Genomic DNA, 25,143 nt, shown 5'->3' with positions numbered 1-25,143 from the left:
GGTGCAGCCTCGGCCACGGGCTCGGGTGCAGCCTCGGCCACGGGCTCGGGTGCAGCCTCGGCCACGGGCTCGGGTGCAGCCTCGGCCACGGGCTCGGGTGCAGCCTCGGCCACGGGCTCGGGTGCAGCCTCGGGCTCGGGTGCAGCCTCGGCCACGGGCTCGGAAGGAGGCGCGTCAGCGACGGTGCTGGGCTCGGAGTCAGGCGTGGAGTCAGGCTTGGAGTCGGGCTCGGTTTCGGCCGGGGGCGTCTGCTCGGTCACGGGTCAGGCCTTCTTCTCTGTCACAGCAACCTTGAGGATGCTGATGGGTGCAGCCGGGGCACCATCGGTGGCGCCTCCGCTCACACCTGCTGCGGCGATCTTGTCGACAATATCCATTCCACCGGTCACCGTGCCGAAGATGGAGTAGCCCGCGGGCACACTGCTCAGGTCGGTGTCCTTGTAGACGATGAAGAACTGGTCAGCGTTGGAGTTCGGGTCGGTCGTGCGTGCCATGGCCAGGCTGCCGCGCGGGTACTTGCCGTCCTTGGGTGCGTTCTCGATGCCGTAGCTGTAGCCGGGGCCACTGCCGGTGCCGCCCAACGGGTCACCGCACTGGAGCACGAACAGGGGTGACGGGTCCGCCACCTTCGTCACGCGGTGGCAGGGGGAGTCGGCGAAGTAGCCGGCCTTGGCGAGCGCGACGAACGAGGCCACGGTCTGGGGCGCCTTGGCACCATCGAGCTGAACGGTGAGGTCGCCGCAGTTGGTCGTGACGACGGCGGTGAAGGTCTTGCCGGCGGCCGTGGCCTTGTCGGGCTTGGCGACCTTCTTCACGGCGGACGGGGGAGCGGGCGGCGCGGTGCAGCCTGCGACTGCCGGACTGGTCGTCGTAGTCGTGGCTGACGGCGGAGTGGCGGCGGGGGTCCTGTCGTCCTTGAGCTGGGTCGCGAGGAACACGAAGGCGGCGACCACGGCGAGCACGGCGAGCACGACCACCACGACCTGGCGGTTGCGCGCGGCCTCACGTTCCTTCTGAACCTGCTTGGCCTCGAGCTTCACGGCACGGCGGCGCGCAGCGGCGCGTTCCTGTTCCCTCGTCACGCGCGCCAGTCTAGGCAGCACGGCGCTGTGGCTAGGCTGCGGGCCGTGCTCACCGTTGCCTTTCCCGCCGCTGCCTTCGACACCAACTGCTACGTCCTCGCCCCTGACGCAGGGGAGGAATGCGTCATCGTCGACCCAGGCATCGGCGTGGAGGAGACCCTGCGCGCGGTGCTCACCGAGCACCGACTGCGCCCAGCCGCGGTGCTGCTCACCCACGGCCACATCGACCACGTGTACTCGGTGACGCCCGTCTGCGGAGCGGACACCGCGGCATACATCCACGCGGACGACCGCTATCGGCTCGTGGACCTGCTCGCCAACGTCAACCCGGGGCTGCTCGGCATGCTCGAGCAGCAGTTCGGCAGCAAGGCGACCTGGACCGAACCCAGCACTGTGGTCGAGGTGAAGGACCGCGCGAGGCTGGACCTGGCGGGGCTCGGGTTCGAGGTGCTGCACGCGCCGGGCCACACCGAGGGTTCGGTGATGTTCAGCGTCGACGCGGTCCCGGACGGGATCGCCGACCAGGTGGAGGTCGACCGCACGCTCCTCAGCGGCGACGTGCTCTTCGCAGGGTCCATCGGTCGCACCGACCTGCCCGGCGGCGACCCGGCGGCGATGAACCGCTCACTGCGCGACGTCGTCCTGCCCCTCCCCGACACCACCCTCGTGCTCCCCGGGCACTACCAGGCCACGACGATGGACCGCGAACGGGCGACCAACCCCTATTTGCAAGGATTGGCCCCGTGAAGATCACCCCGATCAGCGGCTTCCCCGAGTACCTCCCGGCCCAGCGGATCATCGAGCAGCACTTCCTCGACGTCATCCGCGAGACCTTCGAGCTGCACGGGTTCCCCTCGATCGAGACCCGTGCCGTGGAGCCCGTCGACCGGCTGCTCGGCAAGGGTGGCGACGCCGACAAGGAGATCTACGGCGTCACCCGGCTCGCCGACAAGTCCGAGGGGCGCGCCGACTCCGATGCCGAGCTCGGGCTGCACTTCGACCTCACCGTCCCGTTCGCGCGCTACGTGCTGGAGAACGCCGGCCACCTGTCCTTTCCCTTCCGACGGCACCAGATCCAGAAGGTGTGGCGCGGCGAGCGTCCCCAGGAGGGCCGCTACCGCGAGTTCACCCAGGCCGACATCGACGTGGTCGACGTGGGCGAGCTGGCGCCACACTTCGAGGCCGAGATGCCCCTGGTCGTCGCGGAGGTGTTCCGCAAGCTTCCGGTCGGCCAGATGGTCATCCAGGTCAACAACCGCAAGATCCCCGAAGGCTTCTACCTCGGCATCGGCATCGACGACGTCGCGGGCACGCTGCGCATCGTCGACAAGCTCGACAAGATCGGCCCGGCCAAGGTGAAGGACCTCCTGGTCGACGCCGGGCGGACTCCCGAGCAGGCGGACAAGTGCCTCGCCCTGGCCGCGATCCGGACAGCGGACCTCTCCTTCGTCGCGCAGGTGCGCGAGCTGGGAGTCGAGCACCCCACGCTCGACGAGGGACTCGACGCGCTGGCGGCCGTCATCCAGGCGGGCCTCGACAATGCTCCCGGCGCGCTCGTGGCCGAGCTCAAGATCGCGCGGGGCCTGGACTACTACACCGGCACGGTCTACGAGACCCAGCTGGTGGGCTACGAGTCGTGGGGCTCGTTCTGCTCCGGCGGCCGCTACGACTCGCTGGCCTCGGACGGGAAGACGACCTACCCCGGGGTCGGCATCTCGATCGGTGTCTCCCGCCTCCTGGGGCTGCTCATCGGCAAGGGACTGCTCCGGTCCAGCCGGTCCACCCCCGCGTGCGTCCTCGTCGCCGTGAACGACGACGAGAGCCGAGCGAGCTCCACCCGGGTCGCCACGCAGCTGCGGGCACGCGGCATACCGTGCGAAGTGGCGCCGAAGCCCGCCAAGTTCGGCAAGCAGATCCGGTATGCCGAGCGCCGGGGGATTCCGTACGTCTGGTTCCCCGGCTCAGCGGGCGACGAAGGCAGCGGGGGAGGCGACCAGGTCAAGGACATCCGGTCGGGCGACCAGGTCGACGCCGACGCCATCTCGTGGGAGCCTCCGACCCAGGACCTGCGCCCGCAGATCATCCGCGCGGAGAGCTGAGCACCCATGGACTCCACCCGACCGCTGACCGAGACCCGCGCCAGCGGCGTGCAGCTGCACATCACGTCGCTGCCCGGTGGCCGCCTCGGCCAGCCGGCGCGCGACTTCGTGGACTGGCTCGTCGAGGCGGGGCAGTCGGTGTGGCAGGTGCTCCCGGTGTCGATCCCCGACAAGCACCGATCGCCCTACAAGTCCCCGTCCGCCTTCGCCGCGTCACCGGCCCTGCTGGAGCACCCCGAGGCCCCGGTGAGCCAGCAGGAGGTGGAGGACTTCGCTGACCGCGAGGCCTACTGGGTTGACTCGTGGACGTCCTTCGGTGGCGACCTCGCGGACCAGGTGCGCTTCGACCGCGAGTGGTCGGCGCTGCGCGAGTACGCCCACGACCGCGGGATCAGGATCCTCGGCGACGTCCCCATCTACGTCGCCCCCGACGCCGCCGACGAGCGCGCGTGGCCGCAGTTCTTCCGCTCCGACGCCGTCGCCGGCTGCCCGCCCGATGCGTATGCCGCGACCGGCCAGCTCTGGGGCAACCCGCTGTACCGCTGGGACGTGCTGCGCGACGACGGCTATCGCTGGTGGATCGAGCGGCTGCGCCGCACCTTCGCGCTGTTCGACGTCGTGCGCGTCGACCACTTCCGCGGGTTCGCGGCCTACTGGGCGATCCCGGCAGGTGACGACGTCGCCCTCAACGGGAAGTGGGAGCAGGGCCCGGGGCGAGAGGTGTTCGACGCCGCGCTCGGTGCCCTGGGCCCGCTGCCGGTCCTCGCGGAGGACCTCGGCGACATCGACCAGCCTGTCATCGACCTGCGCAGGTCGCTCGGGTTCCCCGGCATGGCAGTGCTGCAGTTCGCCTTCGAGCCGGCCTACGAGTACAACGCCCACGACCCCGAGAACCACGAGCCCAACCAGGTCGTCTACACCGGCACCCACGACAACGACACGGTCAACGGCTGGTGGTGGGACCTCCCCGACCACCGCAGGCAACTTGCCCGCGAAGCCTGTCGACAGGCCGGAGTCGGCGCCGACGTCGACGCCGAACCGTCGTGGGGTTTCATCGAGCTCGCACTGCGAGGGCCGTGCGGGTTGTCGATGATGCCGGCCCAGGACGTGCTCGCCCTCGGCTCAGAGGCGCGCATGAACGCGCCCGGCATCGAGGGCGGCTGGTCCTGGCAGATGGCGCCGGGTGCGCTGACGTCGGAGCACGCCGCCCGGTTGCGCGCCCTGACCGAGTCCTCAGGCCGCGCTGCCCGCTGACGCGGGAGGACGCAGGCCGGTGTCCCGCAGCTCCAGCAGGGCCAGCGACCGGATCGTCGCCTCGTCACCACGCCGCCACGCTCCCGTCGGGTCCGACGAGATGGCGGCGAGCTTGCGCATCGGCTGGCCCGCCATGGCCCGCAGGGCGAACAGGTCGAGGTCGGCCGCGGTGTCGATGAACCGCTGTGCGGCGCTCGCCCGGCGGACGAAACGCCCGCGGAGCACCAGCCACACCAACCCGACGATGAGGATCGGCACGAGCGCAGTGACCCACCCCAGGATGTTGGCGAGCTTCGTGACGGCGTCGACGAGGTCGGTGCCGGCCTGCTCGATCGTGGTGCCCGCACCGCTGACCTGCCGGAACGGCGCGGCGATCTTGTCGCCGACCAGGGGCAGGTCCCGCACCGAGTCGCCGGCGCTGGTCATCTGGTCACGGAACCCCGAACCCGCCGTCTGCAGCTGTCGACCGGGCGCTGCGAGCTCCAGGGTCGTGTCGTGGACGAGCCGTCCCACCCACGCCCAGAGGCACCCCCACGCGAGCATCCCGACGTCGGCGAGGATCTGGACGGTGCGGCGGCCCGGCAGGTCTGCATAGAGCTTCATGCCACCTAGACTCCCATCCGTGCCACCCTCGAGCGCGATCGAGCGCGCTGTCCGCGGTTGGCTCAACCACCTGGACGTCGAGCGCGGCGTCGCCGCCAACACGCTCACGTCCTACCGGCGCGACCTGGCCCGCTACGCGGCATACCTCGCTGGTCGGGGGGTGCACGACCCCGCGGGCATCACGGAGGCGCACGTCAGCGACTTCCTCGCGACGCTGCGAGAGGGGACCACCGACCACCCTCCGCTCGCGGCGTCGTCGGCGGCGCGGACGCTCGTCGCGGTGCGTGGTTTTCACCGGTTTCTCGTCCTCGAGGGCGACCTGCCCACCGACCCGGCGTCGGCCGTCAGCCCGCCACAGCCCCCCGCACGCCTGCCCAAGGCGATCAGCATCGAGGACGTCGAGCGCCTGCTCGAAGCGGCCAGCCTGGGTGACACGCCCGGGTCGCTGCGCGACCGGGCCCTGCTCGAAGTCCTCTATGGCACCGGCGCACGCATCTCAGAGGCCGTCGGCCTCGACGTCGACGACATCGACACCGAGGAGGGAGTGGTGCGGCTCTTCGGGAAGGGCAGCAAGGAGCGCATCGTCCCCCTCGGCTCGTATGCCGCGCAGGCACTGGGCGCGTACCTCGTCCGGGGACGGCCCACCTTCGCGGTCAAGGGGAAGGGGACGCCTGCGGTGTTCCTCAACCAGAGGGGCAGCAGGCTCTCGCGCCAGTCGGCCTGGGCGGTGCTGCGCGCCGCGGCCGAACGCGCGGACCTCGGCGGCCACCTGTCGCCGCACACGTTGCGACACTCGTTCGCGACGCACCTGCTCGACGGCGGCGCCGACGTCCGGGTCGTGCAGGAGCTGCTGGGGCACGCCTCGGTGACCACCACGCAGATCTACACGCTGGTGACGGTGCAGCGTTTGCGTGAGGTGTATGCCCAGAGTCACCCCCGTGCCCGCTGATAGGGTCGTGCCGATCAGCGCGAGGCTGACCGACGAACGCCAACTCACCGGGAGTGAAACGCCTGTGGAATCTGAGGTGACCACGCAGGAGCAGTCGCCGCCCACCCATTCGGGCGACACCTCCGAGTCGGCCCCCAACGGTGCTGAACGCGACCACGTCCACCTGCCCGGGACCGAGTCTGCGGGCGCTGGACAGATCGGTCCGACCGGGCGCCCGATGCCGGTCTTCCCCGACCCGCAGCCCCTCGCAGCCCACGGCCCCGCCCGCATCATCGCCATGTGCAACCAGAAAGGTGGCGTCGGGAAGACGACGACGACCATCAACCTGGGTGCTGCTCTCGCCGAGGTCGGCCGACGCGTGTTGCTGGTCGACTTCGACCCCCAGGGTGCCCTGTCCGTGGGGCTCGGAGTGCGCGCCAACGAGCTCGACGTCACCATCTACAACCTTCTCGTCGAGCGCGGTCACGACGTGCGCGACGTCATCCAGGCCACGGCCACCGAGAACCTCGACGTCATTCCCGCCAACATCGACCTGTCCGCCGCCGAGGTGCAGCTCGTCGGTGAGGTCGCCCGGGAGCAGATCCTCGCGCGGGTGCTCCGGCCGGTCATGGACGACTACGACGTCATCATGATCGACTGCCAGCCCTCGCTCGGCCTGCTCACCGTGAACGCCCTCACCGCGGCGCACGGTGTGGTGATCCCGCTCGAGTGCGAGTTCTTCGCCATGCGTGGGGTCGCGCTGCTCGTGGAGACGATCGACAAGATCACCGACCGCCTCAACCCGCGCCTGCAGGTCGACGGCATCCTGGCGACGATGTACGACTCGCGCACCCTGCACAGCAAGGAGGTCGTGCGCAGCGTCGTCGACCACTTCGGCGACCAGGTGTTCCACACGGTGATCAGCCGCACGGTGAAGTTCCCGGACGCCACGCTCGCTGCTGAGCCGATCACGACCTACGCCTCGACGCACGCCTCCGCAGCGTCCTACCGGCAACTCGCCCGAGAGCTGATCGCCCGTGGTGGGGCGGCCTGACGAGGTGAGCCAGGAGGCCATCGCCACTGCGCCGGGAGGCGCGGTGCAGCTGGAGGACGCCCAGCCCGCGGCCCAGCTCGAGGACCAGCTCGCGGACCAGCTCGCGGACCAGGCGACGATGACGCCGGGTGGCGTGATCACCCGACGCGGCGGGTCCACGCCGTTCCAGGTCCACCTCGACAACTTCTCCGGGCCCTTCGACCTGCTCCTCGGCCTGATCAGCAAGCACAAGCTCGACATCACCGAGATCGCCCTCGCCAAGGTCACCGACGAGTTCATCGCCCACATCAAGGCAGCCCAGTCGTCGCACACGGAGTGGGACCTGGGCCAGGCGTCGGAGTTCCTGCTGATCGCGGCGACCCTGCTCGACATCAAGTCTGCGCGGCTGCTCCCGCAGACCGGGCCGCAGGACGAGGAGGACCTCGCCCTCATCGAGGCCCGCGACCTGCTCTTCGCCCGGCTGCTGCAGTACCGCGCCTTCAAGGACATCGCCTTCACCTTCGGCGAGCGGATGGCCACCGCAGGCAGGATGACACCGCGGCAGGCGGGTCTCGAGCCCCAGTTCGCGAGGCTCCTGCCCGAGCTGGTCATGGGGATCACGCCCGAGCAGCTGGCCATGATCGCGGCCAGGGCGATGGTGCCCAAGGTGGCGCCGAGCGTCGGCCTGGACCACCTGCACGCTCCACAGGTCAGCGTGCGCGAGCAGGCGGGCATCCTGGGCGTCAGGCTCCGAGCCGAACGCGTGTGCTCGTTCCGGGCCCTGGTGGCCGACGCCGACTCGACGCTGGTCATCGTGGCCAGGTTCCTGGCCCTGCTCGAGCTGTTCCGCGAGGCGGCGATCGCGTTCGAGCAGGCCGAGGCGCTCGGCGAGCTGACGGTCCGCTGGACGGGCGACGACGAGGGCGAGATCGAGGTCAGCGACGAGTTCGACGAGCTGGACGAGGAACCACCCGCAGACGAGCCGGACGACGACGACGGAAAGAGCGACGATGAGTGACCTTGAGGTCGTGCCCGACCACGAGCCCGACCACGAGCGTGACGAGGGCGTCGTTGCGCCGAACGAGAGTGCCGCCGACGAGCAGTTCGCGTTCGACGTCAACGACTTCCCCGGCGGCGCGCGCAGTGCCATCGAGGCGGTCCTCATGGTCGTGGACGAGCCGATCACCGAGGTGTCGCTCGCCTCTGCGCTGGAGCTGCCCGTCGACGACGTGCTCATGCACCTCAGGGACCTCGAGGCCGAGTACGCCGCGCAGCAGCGTGGCTTCACCCTCAGGTCGGTGGCAGGCGGCTGGCGGATCTACAGCCGGTCCGACTACGCCCCCGTGGTCGAGAAGTTCCTGCTCGACGGGCAGCAGGCCAAGCTGACCCAGGCCTCTCTGGAGACCCTGGCCGTGATCGCCTACCGCCAGCCGATCTCGCGGTCGCGCGTCAGTGCGGTCCGCGGCGTCAATGTCGACGGCGTGGTCCGGACCCTGCTCAACCGCGGGCTCATCGAGGAGCTGGGGTCCGACGGCGACGGCGGCGCGTTCCTCTACGGCACCACCGACTACTTCCTCCAACGCCTGGGTCTCGGCAGCATCGACGACCTGCCCGCCCTCGCGCCCTACCTCCCCGAAGTCGACGTGCTCGACGAGATCGCAGAACAAGGACGCCGATGACACCCCCACGCAGCAGAGGCCCCGCAGGATCCGGCTCGGACCGACCGGGGGGTGGGCGTGGTCGCGCCGGCGGCCAAGGCTCTTCCCGAGCGGGGCAGGGCGGCAGTGGTCGCACCAGCCCACCGAGGGGCGGAGGCCCGACCGCGTCCGAGGGGGGGCGCCCCGAGCGGCCCCAGCGCGGGAGCTCCGGCACGACCAAGAAGAGCCAGCCGACCCGGGTGCCCCGTGAGCGGGCCACGCCCGAGGTCGACATGCACGACCCCGATGGCATCCGGTTGCAGAAGCTCCTCGCCGCCGCCGGAGTGGGATCGCGCCGGGTGTGCGAGAACCTCATCACCGCCGGCCGGGTCGAGGTGGACGGAAACATCGTCACCGAGCTCGGGGTGCGGATCCGTCCGGACCAGACCGTCCACGTCGACGGGGTCAAGGTCCAGCTCGACGAGACCCGCGTCTACTTCGCCTTCAACAAGCCCCTGGGCGTCGTCACGACGATGAACGACGAGCTCGGCCGGATCAGCATCGGCGACTACGTGGGGGACCGCAACGAGCGGCTGTTCCACGTCGGCCGCCTCGATGCCGACACCGAGGGCCTGTTGATCCTCACCAACGACGGCGAGCTCGCCCACCGCCTCCAGCACCCGCAGTACGGCGTGCTCAAGACCTATCTCGCGCAGATCCGTGGCCCCGTGCCGCGCGACATCGGCAAGCAGCTGCGCGAGGGCGTCCAGCTCGAGGACGGACCTGCGTCGGTCGACTCGTTCAAGGTGGTCGACTCGCAGCCGGGCAAGGCGCTCGTCGAAGTGATCCTGCACGAGGGGCGCAAGCACATCGTGCGTCGTCTGCTCGACGCCGTCGGTCACCCCGTGATCAGCCTCGTGCGGGTGCAGGTCGGGCCCATCTACCTCGGCGACACCAAGCCGGGCAAGATGCGCAAGCTCAACAAGGCAGAGGTCGGGCAGCTCTACTCCGCGGCTGGAATGTGAGCGCACTGCGTCGCGGCCGTCGGTAACCTTCCCGACGTGACCACCAGCGTCCGCATCGTCGGCACCGGCCTCATCGGCACCAGCCTGGGCATCGCCCTGACCCGTGCCGGCTATGCCGTGGTCCTCGCCGACCCCTCGCCGACGGCGGTGGCCCTGGCCCGGGACCTCGGCGCCGGTGCTGTGGCGAGCAACGACGACGCAGCACCCGACCTCGTCGTGGTGGCTGCGCCGCCTGATGTGGCGGGTGCTGTCGTCGCCGACGAGCTCGAGGCGTGGCCCGACTCCGTCGTGACCGACGTGGCGTCGGTCAAGGTCGCCGTGCTCGAGGACGTGCGACGACGAGGCGCAGACCTGTCTCGGTATGCCGGGTCGCACCCGATGGCGGGGCGCGAACGTTCCGGTGCTGTGGCCGCCCGGGGTGACCTGTTCGACGGGCGCGCCTGGGTGGTCGTGCCGAACGACCACTCGTCCGAGGCCGCGATCGCGGCGGTCAAGGAGCTGGCCGTGGCGGCCGGGGGCACCGTCTCGACGATGAGTCCGGAAGAGCACGACGCTGCCGTGGCAGTGGTCTCCCACGTGCCCCAGCTGGCGTCGTCGCTGGTCGCCGGGCGGCTGCGGGAGCTCACCGATCCCGCGGTGGCCTTGTCAGGACAGGGAATTCGTGACGTCACGCGCGTGGCTGCCAGCGACCCTCAGCTCTGGACCCAGATCCTCGCCGGCAACGCCGTGGCCGTGCGCGGGGTCCTCGCCCATGTCCACGCCGAGCTCACGGAGGTCATCGGAGCCCTCGACGTGCTCGCGCACGGTGACGGTGTCGGCGCCCGTGAGGTGCTGGCCCGGATCGTGGCCCAGGGCAACGCTGGCCATGCGCGGATCCCCGGCAAGCACGGTGCTGCCCCCACGGCATACAGCGTGGTCGTGGTGCTGGTGCCCGACCAGCCCGGTGAGCTCGCCCGGCTGTTGCATGACGTCGGGGACGCCGGCGTCAACCTCGAGGACCTGCACCTCGAGCACGGCATGGGGCAGCCCTTCGGCCTCGCGGAGATCTCGGTGCTGCCCGCCGTTGCCGAGCGGCTCGGCGACGAGCTGACCACCAGGGGCTGGCGGCTGCACGGCTGAGGGGTGAACGACTTCGCGGAGGACGGCGGGTGGCCCATAGGCTTGCCCGTCATGAACAGCAAGCACCTCGTCGTTGCCGTCGACGGGCCCTCGGGTTCCGGCAAGTCCAGCGTGTCGCGCGCTGCGGCCGAGGCCCTGCGGGTCGGCTACCTCGACACGGGTGCGATGTACCGCGCCGTCACCTGGTGGTGCCTGGAAGAGGGCGTCGACCTTCTCGACCAGGAGGCCGTGGCACAGGCGACTCGCGAGATCCCCCTGGAGATGGGCACCGATCCGACCAGTCCGAGCGTGCACGTGAGCGGTCGCGAGATCGAGGGCGACATCCGCACGACCCGCGTGAGCGAGGCCGTCTCCACAGTGGCCACCAACACGCTGGTGCGCCCGATCCTGCAGCAGCTCCAGCGCGACCTCATCGACCAGGTCGCTACCCGCACCGGCGGAGTCGTGGCCGAGGGGCGCGACATCACCACCGTGGTGGCACCCGACGCCGACGTGCGCATCCTGCTGACGGCCAGCGTCGAGGCGCGCCTGCGGCGGCGGTCCAAGGAGCTGCACGGCCACGCAGCCGACCACGCCGTCGAGGCGACCCGTGACCAGATCGTGCGCCGTGATGCCGACGACTCCACGGTGTCCGACTTCATGGAGGCCGCCGAGGGCGTGACCCTGGTCGACACCTCTGATCTGGACTTCCAGCAGAGCGTCCAGGCCCTGCTCGACGTGGTGCGCAGCGAGGCGCCGGACAAGGTCCCCGCGTGACCGATGCCGGGCGCCGGACTGGTTCCGGGGCACGGGCTGCGGGGCTGGCCTGGTAGGTCCGACCTCAAATGTGCGCGACAATGGTGGGCGGCCACGCGGCACCCTGCTCGCGGTCCGGCCCCCACGAACAACGCAAGGAACCCCCGAAGTGAGCGAGAACCTGACCGACGACTCCACCGTCGAGCGCGCCCTGCGCGTCGGACTGGACGAGTTCGACCTCAGTGAGGAGGACCGCTCACTCATCGACGGCGAGTACGACGAGGACGGGTATGCCGTCGTCGACGGTCCGCTGCCGGTCGTCGCCGTCGTGGGTCGCCCGAACGTCGGCAAGTCCACCCTGGTCAACCGCATCCTCGGCCGGCGCGAGGCCGTCGTCGAGGACGTCCCCGGCGTGACCCGCGACCGCGTGGCCTATGACGGGGAGTGGACCGGTCGCCGGTTCACGCTCGTCGACACCGGTGGCTGGGAGATCGACGCCACCGGCATCCACCTTCGCGTCGCCGAGCAGGCCGAGGTGGCCGTCGACCTGGCCGACGTGGTGATGTTCGTCGTGGACGCCACCGTCGGTGCGACCGACGACGACGAGGCAGTGGTCAAGCTGCTGCGCCGTTCGGGCAAACCGGTCATCCTCGTGGCCAACAAGGTCGACGACCAGCGCACCGAAGCCGACGCCGCCGCCCTATGGAACCTTGGCCTCGGCCAACCGTGGCCCGTCTCCGCACTGCACGGTCGCGGCAGTGGCGACGTGCTCGACGCCGTCCTCGACGTGCTGCCCTCGATCTCGGCCAACGGCGACGCGTACCAGCGCGGCGGCCCCCGTCGGGTCGCCCTGGTCGGTCGGCCCAACGTCGGCAAGTCCTCCCTGCTCAACAAGCTCGCCGGCGAGGACCGCGTCGTCGTCGACAACGTCGCCGGCACCACGCGCGACCCGGTCGACGAGTTCATCGAGCTCGGTGGCAAGACCTGGCGCTTCGTCGACACGGCCGGCATCCGCCGTCGCGTCCACCAGGCCAGGGGCGCCGACTTCTACGCCTCGTTGCGCACCCAGACCGCGCTCGAGAAGGCCGAGGTGGCCGTCGTCCTCATCGACGCCGAGCAGTCCATCGCGGAGCAGGACGTCCGCGTCGTGCAGCACGTGATCGACGCCGGTCGCGCCCTCGTGGTGGCCTACAACAAGTGGGACCTGCTCGACGAGGAGCGTCGCCACTACCTCGAGCGCGAGATCGAGCGCGAGCTGGTCCAGGTGCCGTGGGCGCCGCGGGTCAACATCTCCGCCAAGACCGGGCGTTCGGTCGAGAAGCTCGTGCCGGCGTTGGAGCGTGCCCTCGAGTCGTGGGACTTCCGCGTCCCCACGGGTCGGCTCAACGCGTTCTTCGGCGAGATCGTGGCCGCCCACCCGCACCCCGTGCGAGGTGGCAAGCAGCCGCGAATCCTGTTCGCGACGCAGGCTTCCACCCGTCCGCCGCGGTTCGTGATCTTCGCCTCCGGCTTCATCGAGGCCGGCTACCGCCGCTTCCTCGAGCGCCGGTTGCGTGAGGAGTTCGGTTTCGAGGGCACCCCCATCGAGGTCTCCGTCCGGGTCCGCGAGAAGCGCAAGCGCCGATAGCTGGCAGCACGGCATACCGATTTCAAGCGGAGGTATGCCGTGCGCTAAGGTTTCGTTCGCTCCCGCGGTCCTGCTTCGGCTGGATTCTGCGTGGGCAAGCCACGGGCTGTGGCGCAGCTTGGTAGCGCACTTGACTGGGGGTCAAGGGGTCGCAGGTTCAAATCCTGTCAGCCCGACTAACGGGGTCCGACTTGTCCACACACTTCGGGCCCCGTTTTCATGCCCCGGCCCAGGTTCCTCGATGTGCTACGACTGCTGGCCGATTCGGGTGGCTCTGAACGGAGCCGCCACGAGCTCGATGTCCTCCGGTCACCGTGGCAGAGGCAATGCGCTCGATGGGGCTACCGTCGGCCCATGAAGGCCGCGGTCTACACCGAGTACGGAGGTCCGGAGGTCGTCCGCGTGGTCGACGTCGAGGCGCCCAGACCTGGACCACATGATCTGCTGGTCCAGGTCCACGCGACGACGGTCAACCGAACCGACTGCGCCTTCCGCGCGGGAACGCCCATGCTGGCCCGGGCCGTCTACGGAATCCGCGGTCCCAAGGCGAAGATCCTCGGGTGCGAGTTCGCGGGGACCGTGGTCCGGACGGGTGGCTCCGTCTCCGCGTTCGCGACGGGAGACAGGGTGTTCGGCTACACGGAAGGCCCGTTCGGCGCCCATGCCGAGCTCCTCGTTGTCGGGGAACGCGCCTCGGTCGCCCCGATGCCACCCGGCCTCCTGTTTGAGCAGGCCGCGGCAGGGACCGAGGGTGCGCACTACGCCATGGGCATGATCAGGGCTGCGCGGGTGCGAGCCGGCGACAGCGTGCTGGTCAACGGCGCGACAGGAGGGATCGGATCAGCCGCGGTCCAGCTGCTTCGCGCCATGGGTGCGGTCGTGACCGCCGTCTGCTTCGGCGAACACGTCGACCTCGTGCGCAGGCTGGGTGCCGACCGGGTCATCAACTGCTCTGCTGACGATTTCACCCGCGACGCGAACCGCTTCGACCTCGTCCTCGACGCGGTGGGCAAGAGCACCTTCACCGCAGCCCGGCGAGTCCTCGGGCCACGCGGCACCTACGTCTCCTCCGAGCTCGGTCCGTGGCTCCAGAACCCCCGCCGCGCCCTTGTCGCGCCGGTGAGCCGTGGCCAACGGGCGCTCTTCCCCATCCCCACCCACAACCAGGCGATGATCGAGGAGCTGGCCGGACTCCTGGGGACCGGCGCCCTCAGACCGCTCGTCGATCGCCGCTATGCGCTGGACGAGATCGTGGAGGCCCACCGGTATGCCGGCAGCGGCCAGAAGGTCGGCAACGTCATCGTCAGCGTCGTGCCCGGCACGACGTCGGAGTGATGCCGGCGCCGTCTCTGCCGGAGGGCAGTGGTTCAGGTGCTCGCGACGGCCGCTCAGGCGGTCGGGACGGTGGCGGCGACGCACCAGGCTGACGCATCGACGGTGAACGCTCCGTCGGGCACCCGGCGTCGGCACTCGTCCCGCAGCGCCTCGCGACGCGAGTCGTCCAGACCCAGGACGTACTGCCCCGCCGGTCCCACGCCCAGGGTGTAGGGCTCCCACCACTGGTTGAAGGAATCGAACGGGACCTGCACCGTGAGGATCGACTCCTCGAGCGCGTCCAGCCCGGCGGCGCCGAACAGCCTCGCGAGGTCGCCCTCCCTCACGCCCGCGAAGTCACCCTCTCCCTCCGCCTGGGGGTCGACGGCGCGGACCGCTTCCCAGAACAGCGACAGGGGACCGGCACTGGCGGCGTGGTTCCACACGGCGGCCGCGACCACGCCTCCCGGCCGCGTCACTCGGGCCATCTCGCGAAGCCCGGCGACCGGGTCGCGCATGAAGTGCACCACGAGCTGGGCCAGCGCCGCGTCGAAGGTGGCGTCCCCGAACGCCAGCGACTCCGCGTGACCGACCGTGACGTCGACACCAGGAAAGCGTTCCTTGGCGGCGGCCACGAAAGGTTCGGAGGGATCGACGGCACTGACGCCGGACTCGCCGACGACGGTGACCAGCCGTGCGGTGAGCGCGCCCGGGCCACACCCCACATCCAGCGCGCGCTGTCCGTGGCCCAGTCGTCCGACCTCGACGAACTGGTCGGCCAGCGGCTCGGAGAACCGCCCCATGAAGCTTCCGTAGGCCTGCGCCGGTACCTGGAAGCTCATCTGCCCCTCCCGCGGGGCTCTTCCATGGGAACGTTGGAAAGGACCCACTCAGCGAGCGGGCGAATCGCCGTCCAGGCCGACCGCACGTGGTCGAGAGCGGCGGGTTTCGACAACCAGTCAGGCGAACCGACGCGGTTCAGGGCCATGATCTCCTTGCGTCGCAACAGCTCCAGCCGCGGATGGTCGGCATCGAATCCCTTGGGTCTGGTCTTGAGAGTGTCGCCTTCCAGGTCGAAACCGGCCCGGGCGAGACCGGTCACGATGCCCTCGAACTCCTCGCCGGTGTCCTGCGCGGCTATCGCGCGTCGAAACGACTGCGTCTGCGCAGGGGAGTGGGTGCGGAAGCCACCGCCGACCGCGAGGCCGTCCCCACTGAGCTGCACGTAGTAGCCCACTCCGGCACCCCGACCCACGATCGCGCCCTGGTGGGTCTTGTAGGGCGACTTGTCCGCGCTGAACCGGACGTCGCGGTTGGGCCGGAAGAGCTTCGCCGGCCCGAACTCGTCCTCCAGAGCATCCACCAGTGCCAGCATCGGCTCCCGCACGTCGCGTTCCCACCGCGCCTTGTTGGCCGCCCAGAACTCCTTCGTGTTGTTGTCCTCGAGCTCCTGGTAGAAGGTCACACCCCAGGCCGGAAAGCCCTCGAAACCCGCACGGTCAGCCATGGCGCCCACTGTGGCACACGCCGGCCGGTTCGGGGCCGGTGAGCACGGCGGTCCGAGGATGGGAGGCTTGGGACATGCCCGTTCGTGTCAGCGTCGTCATTGCCACCTACAACAGCGGGCCGGACCTGGACCGCACCGTGGAGTCCGTCCGGCGCCAGAGCGTGGGCCTGGAGGCCCTCGAGCTCATCCTCGTCGACGACGGGTCGACCGACGCCCAGACCGCTGAGCGGGTCCGGGCGTTTGGCGGCGAGCACTGGATCACGGCCCTGGAGATCCCGAACTCGGGGTGGCCCAGCCGTCCCCGCAACACGGGGCTCGCCGTGGCCCGCGGCGACTACGTCCTCTTCATGGACCACGACGACCTGCTCTACCCCCAGGCGGTCGAACGCATGCTTGCTGCGGCCGACGCCAACGCCGCGGACATGGTGCTGGGAAAGGAGGTTCGGACGGGTGCCCGCACGATGGGACTGGAGTCGTTCCGCGCCAACGTGTCGCACGCGCACGTGATCGACGACCACGTGATCGACATCCTGACGCCCCACAAGATGTTCAGGACCCGGTTCCTGCTCGACCACGACGTGAAGTTCGCCGAGCACCTCAGGCGCCTGGAGGACCACCACCTGCTCGCGGCCGCCTTCGTCCACGACCCGGTGGTGTCCGTGGTCGCCGACTACCCGTGCTACCGCTGGGTCATCCACGACACGAACAACTCGATGCGACACCCGGACCCGGCCGAGTACTTCGCCGCAGTCCGCGAGGTCCTCGACCTCGTCGACAAGTGGCCGTACGGGGAGCGTGTCCGCCAGGACGCCTACCGCTTGTGGGAGCTCTCGGTCGTACTCAACAGGTTCGGCGCCAACGGGCTGCGCACCTGGCCGGCGGAGTACCAGCGCGAGTTCTTCGGGGCGATCACGGCGGTCATGTCGGAGCGGTTCGACCAGTCACTCGATGCGGGACTCGCGGCTGCCGATCGGGTCCGGGCCGCGCTCGTGCGCGCGGGCGACCTGGACGCGGTCCTGCGCTACGTCGATGCCGACAGCGCTGTCACCACGAGGGCGGAGGTCCTCGAGGCCACGCAGACCGGGGCAGTCCTGGCCTTGCGGTTGCGGGTCCGGCTGGAGGGAGCCGCGGGCCCCCAGACCTTCCGCGAGAAGCAGGGACGGGTCCTGATGGAGCCCTCGGCGCCGGTGTCGGACGACGTTGCGCTGGGCGCCCTGGATGTCACCTCGGACGTGGACGACGCGGGTGTCGAGCTGCTCCTGACGCATCGCTCGACGAACGCCGAGTGGTTCCAGCCGACGCAGGTCAGCGGTGGACTGACCGACTCCGGTGACGGGCTGGTCTGGGCGGCGGAGGGGTCGGCCACGATTGCCCCCGCCACCGCACTCCTGGGGAGCCCGATCACTCCCGGCACCTGGGACGTCAAGGCACGCACCACCGCCTTCGGGTACGACTCCCGGGTGGCGGTGCGCATCGACCCCGAACACGTGCCGCAGCCCTTCACCGAGGCGGGGGTCGTCATCAGCCCCTACGTCACCAAAGGTGGCCGCCTGGCGCTCAAGGTCACCAAGGCGCCGTCTCCGGCCCGCAGGAGCCTGGCTCGGAAGCTTGCCGCGCGGGTGCGCAGGACGCTGTCCTGAAGCTGCCCGGCGGCATACCCTCGCGGTCATGAAGTTCACCACGCAGGTGCAGCAGGGAGGCGGGACGGCCACGGGCATCGAGGTGCCGCCGGAGGTCGTCGAGGGACTCGGTGGCGGCAAGCGTCCCAAGGTGAACGTCACCATCAACGGCAAGACCTACCGCAGCAGCGTCGCCGTGATGGGTGGGAGGTTCATGGTCGGCGTCAGCGCGGAGAACCGCGCCCTCACGGGGGTCAGCGGCGGCGATGTCGTCGAGGTGACCCTCGAGCTCGACACGGCGCCTCGCGAGGTCGAGGTGCCGGAGGACTTCGCGGCCGCGCTCGAGGTGGTCCCCGATGCGAAGGCAGCCTTCGCCCGGCAGTCCTACAGCCACCAGCGGGCCCACGTGGACGCGATCAACGGTGCCAAGACACCCGAGACGCGCCGTCGCCGCATCGACAAGGCGGTGGAGATGCTGCAGGCGAAGGCGAACGCCTAGAGCGAGCGGCAACGGCTCGGAGCCAGGTGGCTGATGCTCACAGCGAAGCGGCGATCCGGCGCACGGCCTCGCGAACGATGTCGGGTGAGGTGCCGAAGTTCAGACGCGCACAGCCGGCTCCTCCCTGGCCGAAGCCGGGCCCCGGGTGCAGTGCCACCCGGGCCCGCTCGCGCAGCACCGCAGCCGGGTCGTCGCCGAGTCCGAGCCGACTGAAGTCCAGCCAGGCCAGGAACGTCCCCTCGGGGATGCGGTAACCGACGTCCGGCAGGTGCTCCGCGAGCAGGTCGGCCAACAGGCGGCGGTTCTGGTCGAGCCCGTTCAGCAGAGCGTCCAGCCAGGCCCCGCCCTCCAGGTAGGCGGCGCGGTGCGCGATGACCCCCACGTGGCTGGCTCCGTGCGACACCTCCTCGGGCATGCGCGCCAGGTCGGCGGCCGCTTCGGGTCCCGGCACGGCCATCGCGGCCTTGAGACCGGCGAGGTTGAAGGCCTTCGAGGCCGACATGACCGAGATCGACCGCGACCCCGCCGGCAGGGAGGCCACCGAGGTGAAGCTCGCGCCGGCGGGGACCACCGGGGCGTGGATCTCGTCGGCGACGACCCGCACGTCGAGCGACTCCGCGAGGTCGAGTGCGGCCGTGAGCTCCTCCGGCGTGTGCACCGCGCCCGTCGGGTTCTGCGGGTTGCACAGCAGGTACGCCGCGCGGCCMCCGCCGCGCGTCGCCTCCGTGAGCCCCAGCTCCAGGGACGCGAGGTCGATCCGGCCGTTGGCATCCAGGGGCGCCCGCACCACCCGACGGTCCAGGTGCCTCACGAAGTCGAAGAACGGCGGGTAGACGGGGGAGTTGACCACGACCGCGTCACCGGGACCCGTGACCAGCTTGAGGACCTCGACCACGCCGAGCATCACGTCGGGCACGATCTGCATCGTGGTCGGGTCCGGCTTCCAGGCCCACCGCTCCGAGGCGAAGGAGGACAACGCCTCCGCGTAGTCCGCTGCCCACGGGTAGCCGGTGTCGCCGCGATGCATGGCCTCGACCACGGCGCGCTGGATCGGCTCGGCCGGCACGACGTCCATCTCGGCGACCCAGAGGGGGAGGATGTCCGGGTCGTAGAGCCGCCACTTGACGCTGCGCCGCTCGCGGAGACGATCGAGGCCGGGACCGAGCAGTGGGTTGTCGACAAGCGGGTTGCCCATGCCTGCGAACTCTACGACGGGCTGGCAGTTAGGCTGCCTGCGTGCCAGCACAACACGATCGGGGGGAGCGAGATCGGGGGAGGCTCGTGAGTGAGCCCGTCGTCTCCGACCGGGTGCTCACCCTGCCCAACGTGCTGTCCGTCCTGCGACTCGTCGGGGTGCCGATCTTCCTGTGGGCGATCCTGGCCCAGCACGACGTCATCGCCCTCGTCACGCTCATGCTCTCGGGCGTCAGCGACTACCTCGACGGCAAGATCGCGCGTCGCTTCGGGCTCGAGTCCCGGCTGGGCCAGCTGCTCGACCCGTTCGCAGACCGGCTCTACATCGCCACGACGCTGCTCGGCCTGGCGTTGCGCGAGATCATCCCCTGGTGGCTGGTCCTCGCCCTCGTCGGCCGCGAGGTGTTGCTCGCCGCGGTGCTGTGGCGGATCCGTCGCTATGGCCAGACCGGGCTGCCGGTCCACTTCGTCGGCAAGGCGGCCACGTTCAACCTGCTCTACGCCTTCCCGCTGCTCCTCCTGGGCGAGGGCACCAGCACCTTCGCCGAGTGGGCGCTGCCGATCGGCTGGGCGTTCGCGTGGTGGGGCACCGTCCTCTACTGGATCGCAGGGGTCATGTACATCGTGCAGGCCCGGCAGGTGGTCGCCGCACACACGGTGCCGGCGAGATGAACCCCGGACCCACGTCGCACCGCGGCGAGCCGCCACCGGTCACCACACCCGGCAGGCGCCCCGACGAGTCGATGACGCTCCTCATCTCGATGATGGAGCGACCGCTCGATCCCGGGTATGCCGCCGCGGCCGCCGMGCGCGAGGCGGCCGGACTGCCGCCGAGCACCGGCACGCGGACCCCGACCGTCGTCGTCGCCGCGGTGGTGGCCGGACTCCTGCTGACCCTCGGAGCGGTGGCGCTGCGCACCCCGTCGTCGTCCGCCATCAAGGCCAAGGCCAACCTGGTCAACCAGATCGAGGCCCGTCGGGCCGCGGTCGAGAAGCAGGGGACGTCGTTGCGCGCCGTCCAGGCCGAGGTCGACAAGCTCCAGGCCCAGGCTCTCGGGCAGGACGAGTCGTCGCTGCAGACCCGGCTCGCGGCCCTCACCCTGGCTTCGGGTGCCCAGTCCGTCACGGGCACGGGGATCACGGTCCAGCTCGACAACGCGCCGGGCAGTGGCGGCACCAGCGCCGACGGCAACCCGCGCACCGACGGGAAGAAGGACGATGGCGTCGTCTTCTCCAAGGACCTTCAGATCGTCGTCAACGGTCTGTGGGAGGCCGGTGCCGAGGCGATCTCGGTCAACGGCCAGCGGCTGACGTCCACGTCCGCCATCCGCTTCGCGGGTGAGGCGATCCTGGTCAACTACCGCCCGCTGGCCAGGCCGTACACGATCAGCGTGATCGGCGACCCCGGCGACCTCCAGGTGGAGTTCGCGGAGAACGACGGCGGTGCGTACGCGCGCGCCCTCAAGGACAACTACGGCATCCGTGTTTCCATAGACGCGGCGGACAAGCTCACCCTGCCCGCCGCCACGTCCCTCACGGTGCGTGAGGCGACGGTCCCCAAGCCCAAGAGCGGCTCCCCGGCCCCGACCGGGTCCAGCTCGTCCGGCTCCTCCAGCTCCTCCAGCTCGTCCACCCCGTACACGTCGGAGAGTTCACCGTGATACCCCTGCTCGGCCTGATCGGCGGCGTGCTGGTGGGACTCCTCTGGGGTCCCGACGTTCCCGTCGCGCTGCAGCCCTACCTGCCCATCGCGGTGATCGCGGCGCTCGACGCGGTCTTCGGGGCGGTCCGTGCGGTCCTCGACGGCATCTTCAACGACAAGGTGTTCGTCGTGTCGTTCCTGGCCAACGTCGTGGTCGCCGCGTTCATCGTGTTCCTGGGTGACCAGCTGGGTGTGGGTTCGCAGCTCAGCACGGGGGTGGTCGTCGTCCTCGGGGTGCGGATCTTCTCCAACGTCGCCTCGATCCGCAGGCACCTGTTCAAGGCATGAGTGCTGACCGTCCGGAGCCACCGGACTCGTCGTGGAGGACCCTGATCCGGATGGCCCGGCCCCGGGCGACCCGGGCGAACGCCTTCGCGGCGCTCCTGGCGATCGTGCTGGGCTTCGCCATCGCCACCCAGGTGCAGCAGACCAACCAGAGCGGCCTGGAACAGCTGCGCGAGGACGAGCTGGTGCGCATCCTCGACGACGTCAGCCAGGAGCAGGACCGGCTGACGTCGGACTCGCGCGAGCTCGAGGTGAGTCGTGACCGGCTGATCTCGGGCGTCGACTCCAGCGCGGAGGCACTGAAGTCGGCCCAGGAGCGGCTCGACACCCTGGGCATCCTCACCGGCACGTCGCCGGCCACCGGTCCCGGCGTCGTCATCACCATCAACGACCCTGACCACAAGGTCACCGCAGCCAGGCTGCTCGACGCCCTCCAGGAGCTGCGCGACGCCGGAGCCGAGGCGGTCCAGATCGGGGACGTGCGTGTCGTGGCCGACACCTGGTTCGCCGACGTGGACGGTGCGATCGAGATCGGGGGGGAGCGCGTCGCGCCGCCCTACGTCATCAAGGCCATCGGCGACAGCGCGACGATGGCCTCGGCGATGGAGATCCCGGGCGGCGTCAGCGAGTCGGTCCGCGGGGACGGTGCGCTGCCCACCGTGCGCCAGTCCGACGACGTCGCCATCACCGCATTGCACAGTCTGAGCGAGCCTCGTTACGCTCGGCCCGTCCCGGCGCCGTCACCCTGAGCAGCATCAGCGTGGCCCGCCGGCACCGCAGTCGCCGGCGGGTCCGTCCCACCACCATCCACCGAGGAGCATCATGAGCGAGCTGGAGTACCCCCAGGACCTGCGTTACACGGCCGAGCACGAGTGGGTGCGGTCGGGCGACGACGGGACGGTGCGGATCGGGATCACCTCGTTCGCGCAGGACTCCTTGGGTGACGTCGTCTATGTCAGCCTCCCCACGGTGGGTGACACGGTAGCCGCGGGAGACGCGTGCGGCGAGGTCGAGTCGACCAAGTCGGTCAGCGATCTGTACGCGCCGCTCGCCGGCGAGGTGACGGCAGTCAACGCCTCCCTCGACGCCACCCCAGAGCTGGTCAACAGCGACCCCTATGGTGAGGGCTGGATGTACGAGCTGCGCCCGTCGGACGACGCAGCCGTCGCAGCCCTGCTCGACCCAGCGGCATACCAGGCCCTCCTCTGACCCGGGGGGGCGCCCGATCACACATTTCGCTGCAGACGACACCGGCGTCCCTTAGGGTTTGTGCTTTGCTAGAGGGGGCGGACAGAACCACCACGAGGAGTGCGGACCTGATGAACGGCACTGAGAACGACGACCAGACGTCGCGCCCGCACGAGCCGACGACGATGCGGTTGCCCGGCATCCACGACCTCGAGCAGGTCGACACCAGCGCCGAGATCGAGATCGCCCTCAGCAAGGCCGACCAGGCCACGGTGGACGCGCTGCGCCCCGGCACCGCGCTGCTGGTGGTTCTTCGTGGCCCCAACACCGGCGCCCGGTTCCTCCTCGACGACGACGAGGTGAACTCGGGGCGCCACCCCGACAGCGACATCTTCCTCGACGACGTGACGGTGTCGCGCAAGCACGCGAACTTCCGGCGTGAGGGCAACACCTTCGTGGTCCGCGACGTCGGCTCGCTCAACGGCACCTACGTCAACCGCGAGCGGATCGACGAGGCCACCCTGCAGACGGGCGACGAGGTCCAGATCGGCAAGTTCCGTCTCGTCTTCTATGCCGGCAAGGCCTGACCGAGCCTTCCAGAGAAGGAACACAGGCTCCTGGTGAGTGCTCGCACGACGCGACAGACCATGACCATCGGTGCGGTCCTGGCTGCCCTCAAGCAGGACTTTCCCGATGTCACGATCTCCAAGATCCGCTTCCTCGAGGCAGAGGGGCTGGTCACGCCGGCTCGCACCGGGTCGGGCTACCGCACCTACACGGTGGAGGACCTCGACCGGCTGCGCTACATCCTCACCGCCCAGCGCGACCACTTCTGGCCGCTGAAGGTGATCGCCGCGGCGCTGGATGCCCTGGACCGTGGTCTGACACCCGAGCGCACAGACACCGGTATGCCGCGGCCCACCGTCCCGGCGCCGAGCGCGGACCCTGAGGTGCCGAGCGCGGAAGCGCTCACGTCGGTCGGGTCGTTGCGACTCACCCGGGCCGAGCTGGCGACGTCCTCGGGGCTGGATGCCGACACGGTCGACGCGCTCGAGAACTACGGCCTCCTGCACGCTGACGCGCAGGGGCACTTCGGTGATGCGGCACTCGCGGTCGCTCACGCGGCTGCCGAGCTGGCGGCATACGGGCTCGAACCTCGCCATCTGAGGCCGTTCCGCACCGCGGCCGACCGCGAGATCGGTCTGGTCCAGCAGGTCGTGACGCCCCACCGTTCGGCGTCGACGAAGGGGACGCACGGTGGCCCCGCGACCGATCCGACCGGTGACGTCCTACGCCTGTGCATCGCCTTGCACACGGCACTCGTGAGGGACGGGCTCCAGCGCGGCTGAACCGGGTTAAGGTGGAACGGTGAAGGTGCTCGAGGTCCTCGGCGTCCGGGTGGAGATGCCCACCAACCACCCCATCGTGCTGCTGCGCGAGCGTGATGGCGACCGCTACCTGCCCATCTGGATCGGTGCGGCGGAGGCCACGGCGATCGCGTACGCGCAACAGGGCATCGAGCCGCCCCGCCCGCTGACCCACGACCTGATGAAGAACGTCATCGAAGGGCTGGGCCACCGGCTCACCGAGGTGCGCATCGTCGAGCTCCGTGACGGGGTCTTCCACGCAGCCCTGATCCTCGACGGAACCACCGAGATCTCCTCGCGCTCGTCCGACGCCATCGCCCTGGCGCTGCGTACCGGCACCCAGATCGTCGCGGGGGAGTCGCTGCTCGAGGAGGCAGGCGTCGCGATGTCCGGCGAGGAGGACAAGGACGACGAGGTCGAGAAGTTCCGGGAGTTCCTGGACCACGTCTCGGCCGAAGACTTCGAGACCAAACCGGATGAAACCGGGACAACCGGCTAGGTACAAACGTCGTTCTTGTGCTCGCAACCATGACCCTCAACTGAACATCGAGAGTAGGCCGTGCGGCCGCGACACGCCGAAGCACGAAGGTCGAGTGGTTGTTGACCTTTGGTTCCGCGCGGCCGTACCTTCGGCACAGACCCGTAATGCGATCGGTGTAACTACACCGCCTCGACATTGCCCGCAGCGGTATCCAGTAGAAGTTTCCAGGAGGTGAGCGCTGTGAACCCGAGCAACGAGGCTCAGCACGGCCACACGAGCGTGCCGGCTTCGGCACAGGGGCTGTTGTTCACGGACGACCTTCCTGAGCTGAGCGACGACATCGGCTACCGCGGTCCGACCGCGTGCAAGGCAGCCGGCATCACCTACCGCCAGCTCGACTACTGGGCCCGCACCGGCTTGGTCGAGCCGTCCGTGCGTGGCGCCACCGGCTCCGGCACGCAGCGGCTCTACGGCTTCCGCGACATCCTCGTCCTCAAGGTCGTCAAGCGCCTGCTCGACACCGGGGTGTCGCTCCAGCAGATCCGCGTGGCGATCAACCACCTGCGCGAACGCGGTGTGGAGGACCTGGCCCAGATCACCTTGATGAGTGACGGCGCCTCGGTCTACGAGTGCACGTCCGCCGACGAGGTCATCGACCTCGTCCAGGGCGGTCAGGGAGTCTTCGGCATCGCCGTCGGCCGCGTCTGGCGCGAGGTCGAGGGAGAGCTCGCCGCCCTGCCCAGCGAACGCACCGACGATGAGGTGCCCGCCGACCACCCCGGCGACGAGCTGCGCGAGCGCCGCGCGGCCCGCTTGGCCTGACTCGCCCGAACGTCCATCAGTGC

The 25,143-nt window shown here is 70.0% G+C and carries 28 protein-coding genes, 1 tRNA gene and 1 pseudogene; 24 read left to right on the top strand and 6 right to left on the bottom strand.

Annotation, left to right across the window (positions count from 1 at the left end; all coding sequences use genetic code 11):
• Both AC1DS4_RS03250 and AC1DS4_RS03245 read right to left on the bottom strand, forming a co-directional pair.
• Positions 1-260, bottom strand: a pseudogene (locus AC1DS4_RS03250) (hypothetical protein); the annotation flags it as partial.
• Positions 261-263: 3 nt separating this feature from the next.
• The gene (locus tag AC1DS4_RS03245; protein WP_477632180.1) at positions 264-1,082 is read right to left on the bottom strand and encodes a peptidylprolyl isomerase; all 819 of its coding nucleotides are present in this window, start codon (positions 1,080-1,082) and stop codon (positions 264-266) included.
• A 45-nt stretch (positions 1,083-1,127) separates the two neighbouring features.
• Here AC1DS4_RS03245 and AC1DS4_RS03240 point away from each other — a divergent pair, with 45 nt between their 5' ends.
• The 3 genes from AC1DS4_RS03240 to AC1DS4_RS03230 are packed head-to-tail and all read left to right on the top strand — an operon-like array spanning position 1,128 to position 4,435.
• Positions 1,128-1,829, top strand: coding sequence for an MBL fold metallo-hydrolase (locus tag AC1DS4_RS03240; RefSeq protein WP_477613002.1), 702 nt, complete (start codon positions 1,128-1,130; stop codon positions 1,827-1,829).
• The gene (hisS, locus tag AC1DS4_RS03235; RefSeq protein ID WP_477613001.1) at positions 1,826-3,181 is read left to right on the top strand and encodes a histidine--tRNA ligase; all 1,356 of its coding nucleotides are present in this window, start codon (positions 1,826-1,828) and stop codon (positions 3,179-3,181) included. The genes AC1DS4_RS03240 and hisS overlap by 4 nt, the downstream gene beginning before the upstream one ends.
• 6 nt (positions 3,182-3,187) lie before the next feature.
• On the top strand, positions 3,188-4,435 hold the full coding sequence (locus AC1DS4_RS03230; protein WP_477613000.1) for a 4-alpha-glucanotransferase: 1,248 nt from the start codon (positions 3,188-3,190) through the stop codon (positions 4,433-4,435).
• On the opposite strand, the gene AC1DS4_RS03225 is transcribed toward AC1DS4_RS03230, so the two are convergent.
• Positions 4,415-5,038, bottom strand: a complete 624-nt coding sequence (locus AC1DS4_RS03225) for a hypothetical protein (RefSeq protein ID WP_477612999.1) — start codon at positions 5,036-5,038, stop codon at positions 4,415-4,417. The genes AC1DS4_RS03230 and AC1DS4_RS03225 overlap by 21 nt on opposite strands.
• Here AC1DS4_RS03225 and xerD point away from each other — a divergent pair.
• The 10 genes from xerD (at position 5,037) to AC1DS4_RS03175 (ending at position 14,477) form a co-directional block, all read left to right on the top strand.
• Positions 5,037-5,987 carry a site-specific tyrosine recombinase XerD gene (gene xerD, locus AC1DS4_RS03220; protein WP_477612998.1) on the top strand — a complete coding sequence of 317 codons (951 nt, stop codon included), beginning with the start codon at positions 5,037-5,039 and terminating at the stop codon, positions 5,985-5,987. The two genes, AC1DS4_RS03225 and xerD, sit on opposite strands and share 2 nt — an antisense overlap.
• Before the next feature lie 217 nt (positions 5,988-6,204).
• A complete protein-coding gene (locus AC1DS4_RS03215; RefSeq protein WP_477613424.1) occupies positions 6,205-7,020 on the top strand; it encodes a ParA family protein in 816 nt (271 codons plus the stop codon).
• A 118-nt stretch (positions 7,021-7,138) separates the two neighbouring features.
• Complete coding sequence (locus AC1DS4_RS03210; RefSeq protein ID WP_477613423.1) at positions 7,139-8,017, top strand: segregation and condensation protein A; 879 nt, start codon at positions 7,139-7,141, stop codon at positions 8,015-8,017.
• On the top strand, positions 8,010-8,678 hold the full coding sequence (scpB, locus tag AC1DS4_RS03205) for an SMC-Scp complex subunit ScpB (RefSeq protein ID WP_477612997.1): 669 nt from the start codon (positions 8,010-8,012) through the stop codon (positions 8,676-8,678). Before AC1DS4_RS03210 ends, scpB begins: the two co-directional genes overlap by 8 nt.
• Complete coding sequence (locus AC1DS4_RS03200; RefSeq protein WP_477612996.1) at positions 8,675-9,661, top strand: pseudouridine synthase; 987 nt, start codon at positions 8,675-8,677, stop codon at positions 9,659-9,661. The genes scpB and AC1DS4_RS03200 overlap by 4 nt, the downstream gene beginning before the upstream one ends.
• A 36-nt stretch (positions 9,662-9,697) precedes the next feature.
• Positions 9,698-10,780: a prephenate dehydrogenase gene (locus AC1DS4_RS03195; RefSeq protein WP_477612995.1), complete on the top strand. Its 1,083-nt coding sequence runs from the start codon at positions 9,698-9,700 to the stop codon at positions 10,778-10,780.
• Between the two features lie 51 nt (positions 10,781-10,831).
• Positions 10,832-11,536: a (d)CMP kinase gene (cmk, locus tag AC1DS4_RS03190; RefSeq protein ID WP_477632179.1), complete on the top strand. Its 705-nt coding sequence runs from the start codon at positions 10,832-10,834 to the stop codon at positions 11,534-11,536.
• 148 nt (positions 11,537-11,684) lie between these two features.
• Complete coding sequence (gene der, locus AC1DS4_RS03185) at positions 11,685-13,142, top strand: ribosome biogenesis GTPase Der (RefSeq protein WP_477612993.1); 1,458 nt, start codon at positions 11,685-11,687, stop codon at positions 13,140-13,142.
• A gap of 102 nt (positions 13,143-13,244) precedes the next feature.
• Positions 13,245-13,318: transfer RNA gene (locus AC1DS4_RS03180), tRNA-Pro, on the top strand.
• A gap of 178 nt (positions 13,319-13,496) precedes the next feature.
• Entirely contained in the window at positions 13,497-14,477 is a 981-nt protein-coding gene (locus AC1DS4_RS03175) for an NAD(P)-dependent alcohol dehydrogenase (protein WP_477612992.1), read from the top strand.
• A 53-nt stretch (positions 14,478-14,530) separates the two neighbouring features.
• Here AC1DS4_RS03175 and AC1DS4_RS03170 read toward each other — a convergent pair whose 3' ends face one another.
• Both AC1DS4_RS03170 and AC1DS4_RS03165 read right to left on the bottom strand, forming a co-directional pair.
• The gene (locus AC1DS4_RS03170) at positions 14,531-15,298 is read right to left on the bottom strand and encodes a class I SAM-dependent methyltransferase (RefSeq protein ID WP_477612991.1); all 768 of its coding nucleotides are present in this window, start codon (positions 15,296-15,298) and stop codon (positions 14,531-14,533) included.
• Complete coding sequence (locus AC1DS4_RS03165; protein ID WP_477612990.1) at positions 15,295-15,963, bottom strand: DUF2461 domain-containing protein; 669 nt, start codon at positions 15,961-15,963, stop codon at positions 15,295-15,297. The genes AC1DS4_RS03170 and AC1DS4_RS03165 overlap by 4 nt, the downstream gene beginning before the upstream one ends.
• 74 nt (positions 15,964-16,037) lie before the next feature.
• On the opposite strand from AC1DS4_RS03165, the gene AC1DS4_RS03160 reads away from it, so the two are divergent.
• Positions 16,038-17,603: a glycosyltransferase family 2 protein gene (locus AC1DS4_RS03160; protein ID WP_477612989.1), complete on the top strand. Its 1,566-nt coding sequence runs from the start codon at positions 16,038-16,040 to the stop codon at positions 17,601-17,603.
• 28 nt (positions 17,604-17,631) lie between these two features.
• Positions 17,632-18,081 carry a YdeI/OmpD-associated family protein gene (locus tag AC1DS4_RS03155; RefSeq protein WP_477612988.1) on the top strand — a complete coding sequence of 150 codons (450 nt, stop codon included), beginning with the start codon at positions 17,632-17,634 and terminating at the stop codon, positions 18,079-18,081.
• Positions 18,082-18,118: 37 nt separating this feature from the next.
• Here AC1DS4_RS03155 and AC1DS4_RS03150 read toward each other — a convergent pair whose 3' ends face one another.
• On the bottom strand, positions 18,119-19,276 hold the full coding sequence (locus AC1DS4_RS03150) for a MalY/PatB family protein (protein WP_477632178.1): 1,158 nt from the start codon (positions 19,274-19,276) through the stop codon (positions 18,119-18,121).
• Positions 19,277-19,362: 86 nt separating this feature from the next.
• Between AC1DS4_RS03150 and clsA the strand changes: the two genes are divergently transcribed.
• The 9 genes from clsA to AC1DS4_RS03105 all read left to right on the top strand — a co-directional run bounded on the left by clsA (position 19,363) and on the right by AC1DS4_RS03105 (position 25,120).
• Positions 19,363-19,947, top strand: a complete 585-nt coding sequence (gene clsA, locus AC1DS4_RS03145; protein WP_477612986.1) for a cardiolipin synthase ClsA — start codon at positions 19,363-19,365, stop codon at positions 19,945-19,947.
• Entirely contained in the window at positions 19,944-20,936 is a 993-nt protein-coding gene (locus tag AC1DS4_RS03140; RefSeq protein ID WP_477645987.1) for a DUF881 domain-containing protein, read from the top strand. Before clsA ends, AC1DS4_RS03140 begins: the two co-directional genes overlap by 4 nt.
• Positions 20,933-21,265, top strand: a complete 333-nt coding sequence (locus AC1DS4_RS03135; RefSeq protein ID WP_056920954.1) for a small basic family protein — start codon at positions 20,933-20,935, stop codon at positions 21,263-21,265. The genes AC1DS4_RS03140 and AC1DS4_RS03135 overlap by 4 nt, the downstream gene beginning before the upstream one ends.
• A 50-nt stretch (positions 21,266-21,315) precedes the next feature.
• Positions 21,316-22,011, top strand: coding sequence for a DUF881 domain-containing protein (locus tag AC1DS4_RS03130; RefSeq protein ID WP_477612984.1), 696 nt, complete (start codon positions 21,316-21,318; stop codon positions 22,009-22,011).
• A 73-nt stretch (positions 22,012-22,084) separates the two neighbouring features.
• Complete coding sequence (gene gcvH / locus AC1DS4_RS03125; protein WP_477612983.1) at positions 22,085-22,471, top strand: glycine cleavage system protein GcvH; 387 nt, start codon at positions 22,085-22,087, stop codon at positions 22,469-22,471.
• Positions 22,472-22,581: 110 nt separating this feature from the next.
• On the top strand, positions 22,582-23,037 hold the full coding sequence (locus AC1DS4_RS03120; RefSeq protein WP_477612982.1) for an FHA domain-containing protein: 456 nt from the start codon (positions 22,582-22,584) through the stop codon (positions 23,035-23,037).
• Between the two features lie 33 nt (positions 23,038-23,070).
• Complete coding sequence (gene ftsR / locus AC1DS4_RS03115) at positions 23,071-23,799, top strand: transcriptional regulator FtsR (RefSeq protein ID WP_477636253.1); 729 nt, start codon at positions 23,071-23,073, stop codon at positions 23,797-23,799.
• Between the two features lie 19 nt (positions 23,800-23,818).
• Positions 23,819-24,316: a bifunctional nuclease family protein gene (locus AC1DS4_RS03110; RefSeq protein WP_477612980.1), complete on the top strand. Its 498-nt coding sequence runs from the start codon at positions 23,819-23,821 to the stop codon at positions 24,314-24,316.
• 213 nt (positions 24,317-24,529) lie between these two features.
• The gene (locus tag AC1DS4_RS03105; RefSeq protein ID WP_477612979.1) at positions 24,530-25,120 is read left to right on the top strand and encodes a MerR family transcriptional regulator; all 591 of its coding nucleotides are present in this window, start codon (positions 24,530-24,532) and stop codon (positions 25,118-25,120) included.
• The last annotated feature ends 23 nt before the right edge of the window (positions 25,121-25,143 follow it).

Source organism: Pedococcus sp. P3_C7, assembly GCF_056402615.1.
The sequence above is the reverse complement of the archived record's forward strand: the minus strand, read 5'-3'. Positions and strand labels throughout refer to the sequence as shown.

What these genes read in the sequence shown, in the direction of transcription:
- AC1DS4_RS03165 (WP_477612990.1), bottom strand. Translation starts at nt 15,963, where the DNA reads ATGGCTGACCGTGCGGGTTTCGAGGGCTTTCCGGCCTGGGGTGTGACC.
- AC1DS4_RS03170 (WP_477612991.1), bottom strand. Translation starts at nt 15,298, where the DNA reads ATGAGCTTCCAGGTACCGGCGCAGGCCTACGGAAGCTTCATGGGGCGG.
- xerD (WP_477612998.1), top strand. Translation starts at nt 5,037, where the DNA reads ATGCCACCTAGACTCCCATCCGTGCCACCCTCGAGCGCGATCGAGCGC.
- AC1DS4_RS03160 (WP_477612989.1), top strand. Translation starts at nt 16,038, where the DNA reads ATGCCCGTTCGTGTCAGCGTCGTCATTGCCACCTACAACAGCGGGCCG.
- cmk (WP_477632179.1), top strand. Translation starts at nt 10,832, where the DNA reads ATGAACAGCAAGCACCTCGTCGTTGCCGTCGACGGGCCCTCGGGTTCC.
- AC1DS4_RS03175 (WP_477612992.1), top strand. Translation starts at nt 13,497, where the DNA reads ATGAAGGCCGCGGTCTACACCGAGTACGGAGGTCCGGAGGTCGTCCGC.
- scpB (WP_477612997.1), top strand. Translation starts at nt 8,010, where the DNA reads ATGAGTGACCTTGAGGTCGTGCCCGACCACGAGCCCGACCACGAGCGT.
- AC1DS4_RS03215 (WP_477613424.1), top strand. Translation starts at nt 6,205, where the DNA reads ATGCCGGTCTTCCCCGACCCGCAGCCCCTCGCAGCCCACGGCCCCGCC.
- gcvH (WP_477612983.1), top strand. Translation starts at nt 22,085, where the DNA reads ATGAGCGAGCTGGAGTACCCCCAGGACCTGCGTTACACGGCCGAGCAC.
- AC1DS4_RS03120 (WP_477612982.1), top strand. Translation starts at nt 22,582, where the DNA reads ATGAACGGCACTGAGAACGACGACCAGACGTCGCGCCCGCACGAGCCG.
- AC1DS4_RS03155 (WP_477612988.1), top strand. Translation starts at nt 17,632, where the DNA reads ATGAAGTTCACCACGCAGGTGCAGCAGGGAGGCGGGACGGCCACGGGC.
- AC1DS4_RS03200 (WP_477612996.1), top strand. Translation starts at nt 8,675, where the DNA reads ATGACACCCCCACGCAGCAGAGGCCCCGCAGGATCCGGCTCGGACCGA.
- AC1DS4_RS03230 (WP_477613000.1), top strand. Translation starts at nt 3,188, where the DNA reads ATGGACTCCACCCGACCGCTGACCGAGACCCGCGCCAGCGGCGTGCAG.
- AC1DS4_RS03225 (WP_477612999.1), bottom strand. Translation starts at nt 5,038, where the DNA reads ATGAAGCTCTATGCAGACCTGCCGGGCCGCCGCACCGTCCAGATCCTC.
- AC1DS4_RS03210 (WP_477613423.1), top strand. Translation starts at nt 7,139, where the DNA reads ATGACGCCGGGTGGCGTGATCACCCGACGCGGCGGGTCCACGCCGTTC.
- AC1DS4_RS03130 (WP_477612984.1), top strand. Translation starts at nt 21,316, where the DNA reads ATGGCCCGGCCCCGGGCGACCCGGGCGAACGCCTTCGCGGCGCTCCTG.